This is a genomic window from Rhizobacter sp. P3_C12, assembly GCF_056402735.1.
Genome location: NZ_JBFUGW010000199.1, coordinates 1 through 11,639, shown reverse-complemented (window position 1 = coordinate 11,639; position 11,639 = coordinate 1). Strand labels below are relative to the sequence as shown.

Annotated in this window: 11 protein-coding genes; 9 read left to right on the top strand and 2 right to left on the bottom strand. The window is 68.7% G+C overall.

Going from position 1 to position 11,639, the window contains the following annotated elements; translation table 11 throughout:
* From AC1DXV_RS24590 to AC1DXV_RS24580, 3 genes are all read left to right on the top strand, one after another.
* Nucleotides 1–1,107 (top strand): TolC family protein (locus AC1DXV_RS24590; protein WP_477936009.1); only part of this gene is annotated, 1,107 nt, incomplete at its 5' end.
* A complete protein-coding gene (locus AC1DXV_RS24585; RefSeq protein ID WP_477936007.1) occupies nt 1,104–2,210 on the top strand; it encodes an efflux RND transporter periplasmic adaptor subunit in 1,107 nt (368 codons plus the stop codon). The genes AC1DXV_RS24590 and AC1DXV_RS24585, both read left to right, overlap by 4 nt.
* The gene (locus AC1DXV_RS24580; RefSeq protein ID WP_477869803.1) at nt 2,207–5,290 is read left to right on the top strand and encodes an efflux RND transporter permease subunit; all 3,084 of its coding nucleotides are present in this window, start codon (nt 2,207–2,209) and stop codon (nt 5,288–5,290) included. The genes AC1DXV_RS24585 and AC1DXV_RS24580 overlap by 4 nt, the downstream gene beginning before the upstream one ends.
* 12 nt (nt 5,291–5,302) lie before the next feature.
* Here the strand turns inward: AC1DXV_RS24580 and AC1DXV_RS24575 are convergent, their stop codons facing one another.
* Together AC1DXV_RS24575 and AC1DXV_RS24570 are read right to left on the bottom strand one after the other, a co-directional pair.
* Nucleotides 5,303–6,688, bottom strand: a complete 1,386-nt coding sequence (locus tag AC1DXV_RS24575; RefSeq protein ID WP_477936005.1) for a PepSY-associated TM helix domain-containing protein — start codon at nt 6,686–6,688, stop codon at nt 5,303–5,305.
* Nucleotides 6,689–6,767: 79 nt separating this feature from the next.
* Nucleotides 6,768–7,121 carry a DUF2946 domain-containing protein gene (locus AC1DXV_RS24570; RefSeq protein WP_477868208.1) on the bottom strand — a complete coding sequence of 118 codons (354 nt, stop codon included), beginning with the start codon at nt 7,119–7,121 and terminating at the stop codon, nt 6,768–6,770.
* On the opposite strand from AC1DXV_RS24570, the gene AC1DXV_RS24565 reads away from it, so the two are divergent.
* The 6 genes from AC1DXV_RS24565 (at nt 7,120) to AC1DXV_RS24540 (ending at nt 11,424) form a co-directional block, all read left to right on the top strand.
* Nucleotides 7,120–7,842 carry a tRNA-uridine aminocarboxypropyltransferase gene (locus AC1DXV_RS24565; protein ID WP_477868206.1) on the top strand — a complete coding sequence of 241 codons (723 nt, stop codon included), beginning with the start codon at nt 7,120–7,122 and terminating at the stop codon, nt 7,840–7,842. The genes AC1DXV_RS24570 and AC1DXV_RS24565 overlap by 2 nt on opposite strands.
* 134 nt (nt 7,843–7,976) lie before the next feature.
* Nucleotides 7,977–8,345 carry a DUF1428 domain-containing protein gene (locus tag AC1DXV_RS24560; protein ID WP_477868204.1) on the top strand — a complete coding sequence of 123 codons (369 nt, stop codon included), beginning with the start codon at nt 7,977–7,979 and terminating at the stop codon, nt 8,343–8,345.
* A gap of 231 nt (nt 8,346–8,576) precedes the next feature.
* Complete coding sequence (gene ylqF, locus AC1DXV_RS24555; protein WP_477868212.1) at nt 8,577–9,485, top strand: ribosome biogenesis GTPase YlqF; 909 nt, start codon at nt 8,577–8,579, stop codon at nt 9,483–9,485.
* A gap of 671 nt (nt 9,486–10,156) precedes the next feature.
* Nucleotides 10,157–10,567 carry a hypothetical protein gene (locus tag AC1DXV_RS24550; RefSeq protein WP_477936003.1) on the top strand — a complete coding sequence of 137 codons (411 nt, stop codon included), beginning with the start codon at nt 10,157–10,159 and terminating at the stop codon, nt 10,565–10,567.
* A 92-nt stretch (nt 10,568–10,659) separates the two neighbouring features.
* Complete coding sequence (locus AC1DXV_RS24545) at nt 10,660–10,881, top strand: hypothetical protein (protein WP_477868201.1); 222 nt, start codon at nt 10,660–10,662, stop codon at nt 10,879–10,881.
* 108 nt (nt 10,882–10,989) lie between these two features.
* Nucleotides 10,990–11,424 (top strand): hypothetical protein, encoded by a 435-nt coding sequence (locus AC1DXV_RS24540; RefSeq protein WP_477868199.1) that lies wholly within the window; start codon nt 10,990–10,992, stop codon nt 11,422–11,424.
* Nucleotides 11,425–11,639: the final 215 nt, after the last annotated feature.

Below are 11,639 nucleotides of genomic sequence, written 5' to 3'. Positions count from 1 at the left end.
ACAGCGCTGGACCTCGCCGCCAGCGCCGAGCGAGGCCGCTCGAGCCCGGGGGCGCCCATCGGCAGCACGGCGTCGCTGGGGCTGCAGGCCAGCTGGGAGGCGGATCTCTTCGGTGCCGGCCGAGCCGGTGCCCGTGCCGCCGAGGCGCGCCTGGCGTCCAGCCGCGCCGGCTGGCACGATGCACGCGTCTCGCTCGCTGCCGAGGTCGCCCACGCCTACGTGGATCTACGCGCCTGCGAGGCCCGGTCGGCGCAAGCGGAGCTCGACCTGCGCTCGCGCCTCGAGACCTCGCGCCTGACCACCCTGTCTGCAGGCGCGGGCTTGCAGGCCCCCGCAGCAGCCGACCTGGCGCGCGCCAGCGCGGCCCAGGCCAACGCGGCGCTCATCCAGCAGCGCGCGCAGTGCGAGCGGGACATCAAGGCCCTGGTCGCGCTCACCGCCATCGATGAAGCGGTACTGCGCCGAGACCTCGCCGGGTCCACCGCACGGCTGCCGCGGCCCGCCGCCTTGCAGGTCGCCTCGGTGCCGGCCGTGGCGCTGGCGCAGCGGCCCGACATCGCCGCGGCGGCCCGGGAGCTTGTCGCCTCCAGCGCCGATGCCGACCAGGCCCAGGCGCTGCGCTGGCCGCGCATCTCGCTGGCCGGCAGCATCGGTCCCGCCTGGAGCCGCAGCGAGGGCGTCAGCACCGACGGCACCGTGTGGCGCATCGGCCCCGTCGCCGTGACGCTGCCGCTCTTCGATGCCGGCGTGCGCCGCGCCCATGCCGAAGCCGCCCTGGTCCGCCACGAATCGGCACGCGTGGTTTACGCCGCCCGCCTGCGCGTCGCCGTGCGAGAGGTGGAGACCGCACTGGTCTCGCTGCACGGCGCTGCCGCGCGCGGCGACGACGTGCGCACCGCCGTCGCCGGGTTCGACCGCGCGTACCAGGCCACCGAGGCGCGCTACCGCGGCGGGCTGGCGAGCCTGTTCGAGCTCGAGGACGCCCGCCGCAGCCTGGTCGCCGCACGCGGCGCCGTCGTCGAGCAGCAGCGCGATTCGGTGCTGGCCTGGGTCGACACCTACCGGGCCATCGGCGGTGGCTGGCGCATGGAGGACATCGACCCATGAAGAACCCGCATCGATCGCCGTGGCGCTTCGCGCCACTCCTTTTCGTGTTCGCCTGCGTGATCGCAGGCATCGCGGAGCAGGTGGCCGGCGCACAGGCCGCGAACACGCCGCCGGCGGCCCGGCCCGTGCTGGCGGTGACCGTCATCCAACCCGAGCCGGCCACGCTGCCGGTTCGCATCGCCGCCAACGGCAGCATCGCGGCCTGGCAGGAAGCCAGCATCGGGACGGAGGCCGACGGCTTGCGCCTGACCCGCGTCGCGGTCAATGTCGGCGACCGCGTGCGGCGCGGGCAGGTGCTGGCGACTTTCGAGCCCGCCGCGGTCGCCACCGAGTTCGCGCACAGCCTGGCCGCGCTGGCCGAATCCGAGGCCGCGCTGGCCGAGGCCGCGGCCAACGCGCAGCGGGCGCGCGACCTGCAGTCCAGCGGGGCGCTCTCCGCGCAGCAGATCAACCAGTACCTGACGGCCGAACGCATGGCCCGGGCGCGCCGGGAGGCGGCCCGGGCCACGGCCCGGACGCAGGAACTGCGCCTCGCGCAGACCCAGGTGCGCGCGCCCGATGACGGCGTGATCTCCGCGCGCAGCGCCACGATCGGCGCCGTGCTGCCGACCGGACAGGAGCTGTTCCGGCTCATCCTGCGCGGGCGCATCGAGTGGCGCGCCGAGGTGGCGGCACCGCAGCTCGCGCGGCTCGCGCCGGGCCAGCCGGCGACCGTCACGCCGGTGGGCGGCGAGGCCATCCGCGGCACGGTGCGCATGCTCGCACCGGCGGTGGACACGCAGACGCGCAAGGGTGTCGTCTACGTCGACCTGCCGGCGGGCAGCACGGCACGCGCCGGCATGTTCGCGCGCGGCGAGATCGAGGTCGGGCAGGGCACGCCGGCGCTCACGCTGCCGCAAGCCGCCGTGCTGCAGAGGGAGGGCTTCGACTACGTGTTGCGCGTCGGGCGCGACGCCAGGGTGCTGCAGACCAAGGTGAAGCTCGGCCGGCGCGCCGGGGACCGCGTCGAGATCCTCGCGGGCGTCGAGGCCGGCAGCCAGGTCGTCGCCAGCGGAGGGGTGTTCCTCGGCGACGGGGACCTGGTGAAGGTGGTCGCGCCATGAACTTCAACGTGTCCTCCTGGTCGATCCGCAATCCGACCCCGGGCATCCTGCTGTTCGTGCTGCTCGCGTTCGCCGGCCTGATGGGCTTCGCGGCGATGCGCGTGCAGAACTTCCCGGACATGGATCTGTCCACGGTGACGATCACCGTCTCGCTGCCGGGGGCCTCGCCGTCGCAGCTCGAGACCGATGTCGCGCGCAGGATCGAGAACTCGCTGGCCACGCTGCAAGGCGTCAAGCACATCGACACCGAGCTGACCGACGGCACGGCCATCATCTCTGTCGACTTCCAGATCGAGAAGCCGTCGCAGGAGGCGCTGGACGATGTGCGCGATGCGGTGGCGCGCGTTCGGGGCGAGCTGCCGGCCGACCTGCGCGATCCGGTGATCCAGAAGACAACGACCGCCGGCGGGCCCGTCCTCACCTACACGGTGACCTCGCCGCGCCTGGATGAAGAGGCGCTGTCGTGGTTCGTGGACCAGCAGGTCAGCAAGGCGCTGGTTGCGGTGCCGGGCGTCGGCGCGGTGCGCCGCGTCGGGGGCGTCACGCGCGAAGTCCGGGTCGAGCTCGACCCGGCACGGCTGCTCGCGCTGAATGCCTCGGCGGCAGACATCTCGAGGCAGTTGCGTCAGGTGCAGCAGGACGCCGCGGGGGGCCGTGCCGACCTGGGGGGCACCGAGCAGCAGGTGCGCACGCTGGCCACGGTGCAATCGGCCGAGGCGCTGGCCGCCGTCGAACTCGTGTTGACCGATGGCCGGCCGCTGCGGCTCGACCAGGTCGCGACGGTGGTCGACGGCAGCGCCGATGCGCGTTCCGCGGCATGGCTGGACGGCAAGCCGGTGGTCGGCTTCGAGATCACGCGCGCGCGCGGTGCGGGCGAGCTGGAGGTGGCTGCCGGCGTGCGCGCTGCGCTGCGCGATCTGAAGGCCGCGCATCCCGGCATCGAGCTGGTCGAGGCCGTCAGCGCCATCGACCCGGTGCAGGAGAACTACGAGGGCTCGATGGGCCTGCTCTACGAAGGCGCGGCACTGGCGGTGCTGGTGGTGTTCGTGTTCCTGCGCGACTGGCGCTCGACCTTCGTGGCGGCGGTGGCCTTGCCGCTGTCCGTCGTTCCCACCTTTGCGGTGATGCACCTGATGGGCTTCACGCTCAACACGGTGACGCTGCTGTCGCTGTCGCTGGTGATCGGCGTGCTGGTGGACGACGCCATCGTCGAGGTCGAGAACATCGCCCGCCACCTGCGCATGGGCAAGAGTCCGTACCGGGCGGCGATGGAGGCGGCCGACGAGATCGGCCTGGCGGTCATCGCGACGACCTTCACGCTCATCGCCGTGTTCCTGCCGACGGCCTTCATGGGGGGCGTGGTCGGCAAGTTCTTCGTGCAGTTCGGCTGGACGGCGGCCATCGCCGTGTTCTTCTCGCTCGTCGTCGCCCGCATGCTCACGCCGATGATGGCCGCCTACCTGCTGAAGGCGCCGCGCCAGCAGGGCGAGGCCGAGCCGCGCTGGATGGGCGCCTACCTGGGCTGGGCGCGCTGGTGCCTGCGGCACCGCGGGCTCACGCTGCTGCTGGCATCCCTGTTCTTCGGGCTCGGCCTGTTCGTGGCGTCCACGCTGCCGGGCGCTTTCATGCCGTCGGACGACGGGGTGCAGACCCAGGTGTCGCTGACCCTGCCGCCCGGCAGCACGCTCGCAGACACGCTGGCCCTCGCCGAGCGGGCGCGCGCGATCGTGCGCCGCAACGCGCACGCCCGGACCATCTACACCGCCGTCGGCGGCAGCCGCAGCGATTCGGGGCCGGCCGACGACGGCCCGGTGGCCGGCAGCGTGCGCAATGCGGTGCTGACGGTGAACCTGTCGCATCGCCGTGACCGTGCCGGACTGAGCCAGCAGCAGATCGAGCAGCAGTTGCGCGAGGCCCTGGCGGGCTTGCCCGGCACGCGGATCAGTGTCGGCAGCGATTCCAGCGAGAACTACGTGATGGTGCTCGCTGGCGACGATGGCCGGGTGCTGGCCCAGGCCGCCGCGCAGGTGGAGCGCGAGTTGCGAGCCCTCCCCGGCATCGGTGCCGTCACGTCCAGCGCGGGCCTGGTGCAACCGGAACTGGTGGTGCGCCCCGATTTCGCGCGTGCGGCCGACCTGGGCGTCACGTCGGCCGCGATCGCCGAGACGCTGCGCGTGGCGACGACCGGCGACCACGACCAGGAGCTCGCCAGGCTGAACCTCGGCGAGCGGCAGGTGCCGGTGGTGGTGAAGCTGGCGGGTGCGGCGCGGCAGGACATCGACACGCTCAGGCAATTGCCGGTGCCGGGTGCACGCGGACCGGTGGCGCTGGAGAGCGTCGCGTCGCTCGAGGTGGCGAGCGGGCCCACCCAGATCTCCCGCCGTGACCGCAGCCGCAACGTCAATCTCGAGGTCGAGTTGAACGGCCGGCCCTTGAGCGAGGTGGAGCAGGCCGCCCTGGCGCTGCCCAGCCTGCAGCAGCTGCCGCCCGGGGTGACGCACAGCGCGAGCGGCGACGCCGAGAACATGGCCGAGCTGGCCTATGGGTTCGGCATGGCCATGCTCACGGGGGTGCTGTGCATCTATGTCGTGCTGGTGCTGCTGTTCAGGGACTTCGTGCAGCCGGTGACGATCCTCGCGGCGCTGGTGCTGTCGGTGCCGGGCGCCTTCCTGGCGCTGTACGTGACAGGGTCGTCGATGTCGATGCCGTCGATGATCGGCCTGATCATGCTGATGGGCATCGCGACGAAGAACTCGATCCTGCTGGTGGACTATGCCGTCATCGCCCGCGAGCAGCACGGCCTGAGCCGTGCCGACGCGGTCGTCGATGCGTGTCGCAAGCGTGCCCGCCCCATCGTGATGACCACCATCGCGATGGGGGCCGGCATGCTGCCGGTGGCGCTCGGCTGGGGCGGCGACCCGAGCTTCCGCGCGCCGATGGCGATCGTCGTGATCGGCGGGCTGATCTCCTCGACGCTGCTGAGCTTGCTGGTGATCCCGGTCGTGATCACCTATGTGGATGACCTCGGGCGGAGGCTGCGCAGAGCGACATCCTCCCGGACACGAAGGGCGCGTTCGTAGACCGCGATGCGGCTAGAGCCCGAGCCGCGCGTGCCAGCGCTGCGGGACGACAGCATCGACGAGCAGCGCGACCAGCATCGAAGCGCCCAGCAGCGGGTAGAGCAGGCCGAGCAGCACGGCGACCGCGAGGGCRCCGAAGGCGGCGCGATCGCCGGGCCGCCGCGGTGGCGCCGCGAGCCKGCCGCGCGGGCGGCGCTTCCACCACATCACTGCCGCCGACACGGCCAGCAGCACGATGGCGAGGCAGCCGGCCAGCATCACGAGTTGATTGACCCAGCCGAACTGCCGGCCGGTGTGCAGGCTGACGCCCCATTCGGTCAGGCGGCCGGCCACGCCGTAGTCGCGGTAGCCCACGTCGGCGAGTACGGTGCCGGAGTAGCGGTCGAGGTGGACGACGCGCTCGGCCCGCACGTCATCCGGAAACAGCATCGCGGTGTAGACGCCGCGCGGGCCGGCCGGCAGGCCGATCGGCGTGCCCGCCGGCATGCCCAGCCGCGTGAAGAGGCCCAGCGCCTGGTTCAGTCCGAGGGACATACTCGCCGAGGCGACCGGTGTCGAAGGCGCGGCGGCGTCGTGCCCTTCGTGTCCCTCATGCGACTGCGGCAGCGGCGCCTGGATCAGCGGCCAGGGCACGCTGCCGAGGCTTGTCAGCGGGGGCGACGATTCCGGCTTGGCGCCCCACACGTACGGGGGCAGGCCGATGCCCCACTGGTGGGACAGGCGTCCGAACTGCTGGCCCCAGAAGGCCGACCACGGCATGCCGGTGACGGCGAGGAAGAGGATCGCCACCGCCGCCACGGCGCCGGTGACGGCATGCAGGTCGCGCCACCAGGTGCGGCTGGCCGGGCGCCCGCGAATGCTGCAGACACCGCCCGATCGCCCGCGTGGCCACCACAGGAAGAGGCCGGACACGACCAGCACGATCGCCCAGCCGGCCACCACTTCGATCCCGTGGTTCGCCACCGTGCCGGCGATCGCGAGCGAGTGGATGCGCTTGACGAGCTCCATCAGCTTGCGATCGTCGCGCAAGGTGCCCAGCACGCGGCCGCTGGTGGGATCGAGGTAGACCGACACCGTGCCGGCGACGGTGCGGATGCCCACCTCGGCACTGCGGCCGGTCTCCCTGGGCGGGATGAAGCGGACGGCCTCGCCGGGCTGTGCTGCGCGCGCCTTGGCGACGAGGGTCTCGGCATCCAGCGGCGATGCCGGCGTCGCCTCGACGAAGCGGACGCTGGAATGGACCAGCGACTCGATGGAGTCCTTGAACAGGTACAGCGCACCGGTCAACGCCATCAGCACGAGGAAGGGCAGGCAGACCAGGCCGGCATAGAAATGCCAGCGCCAGACGCGGCGGTACAGGGTGGATTCGGGCGTGGAAGGGGTGGCCTGGGATGACATGGCGGATCCTGCGGTTCAACTCGTGCGACAAGCACCGGCTGCGGATCGAGGTGATCCGCGCCGAACGGTGTTCAGTCAGTCAGCAGAAGAACGGCGGGGCGCGCGGCTGCGCAGTCACCCAGGCATGCGGCGTGTGGCAGGCCGCCAGGAAGGCCGGTGGCAGCTCGTCTTCGGGACCGGGTGCCAGGGGAACCACCTCGCGGGCAGGTGGCAGGCCCCACGCCGGCATGTGCACCGAGCAGTAAGGGCAGTGATCGAGGAGGTGGGCTGCGGCCGGCACGCTGCCGGATTCGGTCGAGCGGGGATCGCTCGAATCACCCTTCACCCACTTGGCGCCCTGGGCGCTGCAGACCTCGATCCACGACGCGCCGCGGGTCAGGCCCAACGCGTGGGATACCGACGGCGCAAGCGACGCCATCAGGATCGCCAGCATGGCGAGCCATGTGGCGAGCTGGCGTTGGGCGCGGGAGGGTGACATCGCGGCGGATTCTAGGTGGCCCGGCTTGCAACCGGCGTGCGAACATGCCGGCGTGAACGGTACGTCAACCCTCTGCCGCGTGGCTTGCGCGCGCTGCCTGCGGCCGCAGGTGACCTGCTTGTGTGCGTTGACAAAGGCGACCGCCCATCGCACCGAAGTGCTGGTTCTGCAGCACCCGCAGGAACAGCGGCAGGCCAAGAACAGCGTCGCGCTGCTGCGTCTGTCTCTGGCGCACTGCGAGGTGGTCGTTGGCGAGCGTTTCGAGCCTGCGGCGTTGGCGGCACTGTTGCACAGGCCCGGGAAGGACACGCGGCTGCTCTACCCCGACGTGCCCATGGCCCCGGCGTCGTCAGTCCCTGGGACAACGGCGGGTGCGTCTGTGCGCCTGGTGGTCATCGATGCGACGTGGCGCAAGAGCCTGCGCATGCTTCTGGAGCACCCGACCCTGGCGGCGCTGCCGCGGCTAACGCTGGACGCGCCGGCGCCGACCCGCTACCGAGCGATTCGCGCGGCGCGGCGAGCCGACCAGGTCTCGACACTCGAGGCTACCGTGCAGGCGCTGGCGACGCTGGAGGGCCCGTCCTTCGACGCCGCGCCACTGCTCGACGCATTCGGCCTCTTCGTCGCGGGCGTTGCGGCCCGTCGGCGGCATCAGGCGCCCTCGGTCAAGACGTGACGCGCCCGACCAGGAGCGGGTGTTGGTGAAAGGCCCGGCACGCCATGTCGATTTGGCTTCCCGTCGTTCGTCGATGGGATACAAGGTGCCCTCGGGCGGGTGCGCCCACCGTTCAACTTGACAGGAGTGAAGACATGTCCTACATCGACGGTTTCGTGATCGCGGTCCCCACCGCCAACAAGCAGAAGTTCATCGAGCACGCACGCCATTTCGACTCGCTGTTCATCGAGCTGGGCGCGATCCGCGTGATCGAGGGTTGGGGCGACGACGTCCCCGACGGCAAAGTGACCGATTTCCGCCGCGCAGTCCAGGCCACCGGTGAGGAGACGGTGGCCTTTTCGTGGGTCGAATGGCCGGACAAGGCCACGCGCGACGCAGGCATGAAGAAGATGATCGAAGACCCGCGCATGGATCCGTCCACACCCGGCAACCCGCCCCTGCCGTTCGACGGCAAACGCATGATCTTCGGCGGCTTCGAACAGGTGGTCGAAGTCAAGGCTTGAGCGGCGGGCGGGTGGCCGCCCGAGATGCCGCCTGAATGGATCGCGTTGCGGGCATTCCGTCGCGGACGCTGAGGCCCGTTCTTTCCGCAATGAGGCCGGCCGGGTGCTCGTCGTCAGTGGACAAGGTTCATGCATGATGATCAGCGCCTCCCATGTCAAACGTTAGACAGCCGCAAATCGATGTCCGCTCCCGACGCGGACATCCGCGAGAACACTGAAAGCAGCATTTCCATGGCCATCCAGTGGTTCCCAGGCCACATGCACACGACCCGCAAGGCCATCGCCGATCGCCTTCCGGAGATCGACGTAGTGATCGAGTTGCTTGACGCACGCCTACCGGGCTCGAGCACCAATCCCTTGCTGGCTGAACTGACGGCAGGCAAGCCTGCGCTGAAGGTATTGAACAAGCAGGACCTCGCAGATCCGGAGATCTCCGAGCTTTGGCTGGCGCATTACCAGGCGCTGCCGGGCACCCGTTCTCTGGGGCTGGACGCCAGCACCACCGCGCCGGCGCGTGCGCTGATCGCGGTGTGCCGGGCGCTTGCCCCACATCGCGGCGGCATGGTCAAGCCGGTGCGGGTGTTGATTTGCGGTATTCCCAACGTGGGCAAGTCGACGTTGGTCAACACACTCGCTGGCCAGCGCACAGCCAAGACGGGCGACGAGCCGGGCATCACCAAGCTGGAGCAGAAGATCCTGCTGGCCAACGACTTTTTCCTGTTTGACACACCGGGCATGCTGTGGCCGCGAATCCTCACCGCGCAGGGTGGGTACAACCTGGCGGCAAGCGGCGGCATCGGCCGCAATGCTTATGACGAGGAAGAGGTAGCGATGGCGCTGCTGGCTCGCGTGCGCCATCGCTACGCGGACCGACTGGTGGCGCGCTACAAGCTTGCCGGCCTCTCGGCGATGACCGACGAGGCGTTGCTGGCCGAAGTGGGCCGCAAGCGCGGCGGGCTGCTGCCCGGTGGCCGCGTGAACATGCAGAAAGCCGCTGAGGTGGCGTTGAACGACTTCCGTAGCGGCGCCTGGGGCCGCGTCACGCTCGAGACGCCGGATGAGTTCGTGCACTGGCGGGCAGCCGGCATCGTGGCCGAGGAGACGCGAAAAGCGAAGAAGGAAGCACGCGGGAAGGCGTGACGTCATGTCGTCTTCCATGGGGAGCCGGAGACCGAGTTGTCGCGGCGCACTTGAGCACCATTCTGGGAAAGGGCGTTCTGGCCGTTGCGAGCAGCGTCGAGCGCTAGCGTTCGTCGTGCAGCCCTTCACGAGAGTCTTCTTTTGGGTCGTTGGACTTCCGTGTCACTGACAACTTCTATTGAGCTGATCTGCCACGGCAAGCTGGGGCGCGCAGCTCATGCCAAATGGTAGTTCGCATGAGAGCCACGCTGCACGTCATCGCCGCACTTGTTGTGTTCATCGCTGCGGACCACCTACGTTCATTGCTTCAGCAGGATCTCCCATCCTTCGACGTGCGAAGCATTGTTCTTGCGAGCATCGCTGTCTACCTTGTCGTGTTCGCTGCGGCTGGTGCTGTCATGGCTCTTGTGACGGACCGTCGCCAACTAGCCCTCGCTCTCGCGTTGCTCGTTGGTGTAGCGAGCCCTATTTCCACACTGCCTTTCGAATCGGTGCATCCATTCGTTCATGTCACGCATGCGCCCACTTGGCTTGAGCCATTCCTCTGGGCGAATTGGTATGTTCCACCGGCGGCTGCACTGCTCGGAGCGCTTGTAGTGCTCGGCGCGCGAGCATGCACGTGGCGGACTAAGCCGCATAAGAATCAGCCGACGTGAGACAGATTGCAAGCGATGCGACAAGCCCCCAAAACCTTGCTTCGTGATGTGCACTGGTCGTTCTCAGAGCCGGTTCCTCAGTCGAGGACAGAGTTGATCGAAGCAGCGAGTGCCTATGCCTCCGACATCGAAGCGCAAGATCCCAAGGACACCCTCCTGCAGACTCTCCCGTTCTCTGACGTGCACCTCAAGTATGAACACGCGGTGCGCAGCCCAGATGGAGACTGGCTGGATATCGAAAGTTCGGTTCGAGTAGTCGCTCCGCAATCCTCACGGCTGAATGGGGCAGATCTGCTTTGGGAGCTGCATGTTGCTTGCGCTTCAACAGTCGGGCAGAACGATCGAAACTTCTTCGAGGGCCTGGAGCTTGAAGATCAAGGCGCGGCACATCAGCCGCCCACGTATCGAGTCCTCCTTGGCAGCTAACCTGCCATCGAGGCAGCGGGTGTTCGCTTGATGGACGGGCATCGGCCAGAAGCGGGCGGCTGCGAGRGATGCCTTTCAGGAAGGCGAKGGTCATGATCGTTCCTCCGCCGGTTGAGAAGCTGCCTATCTTCGTTTTGGGCGCTGTGCTTGCGCTGATCGGTGGATTCCTTGCGATGCAGGAATCCATGTTCAGCCGGGCGCAGCTCGAAGCGGCTGCGATGGTCGTCGTTGGCTTGGGTGCTGCTGTGTACGACGCTACTCGGCGCGTTCGGCATGCAAAGCAGACGGAGAAGGACGACGCGAATGCCGATTGATGCTCGCACGGGCTCGCCGTGGTTGGCGCCTGACGGCCACGAACTGTCTGTCGCGAGGGGCGGCTTTCAAGTAGGCTTTGCATCCTTCGCAGCTATGCCCCCATCGATATGAGTACCAGGACTGCTCAAGTCACCGCGGCGTGCCTGAGCTTCGTCTTTCTCTGGTTGGAGGTGGCTGCACTTTTTGCTTGGCTCGCCCCGGAGAACCGACAGATCATCCCTTTTGTCGCAGTTGCGGCCGCAGCTACGGCTTGCGCTGCGTATTTCTGGAGGCATATGGCGGCTGAGGCCATGGTGCTGTCCCCAGGTGCATGGCTCGGCACCTTTGCTCTGGCAGCGGCCATTTCCTTCGTTTTCGTCGAGATGGACTGCGGCGGTTCGCTGCGATTCGTTGATGGCTTGCCAACTTGCTCCCATGTCAGCGGCGGCATCTCAATCGTGTTCACCGTCGGCGCGCTTGCACTCATGATCGTTTCTCTGCCGAATGCTCTTCGCGCGTGGCTGATCAGAATGTTTGACCCGGGGGCTGGGCCGCGCGCATGAATGCAAGCACCCTCAATTTCAGGGGTTAGCCCGCTGCGTCAACGTGCTTTCTGAATGATCGCTTCGCGGCGCTGAGGGTTGGTGAGCGTCCAGTCTGACCATCTTGAGAATGCGATAGGCACATAGGAGCCTCGTACCCACCTCAACTTTGGTGGATACGTATGACCTTCCCCGTCCAACCCGCTGGCGCTCGGCGCCGGCGTCGGCTCCACAGC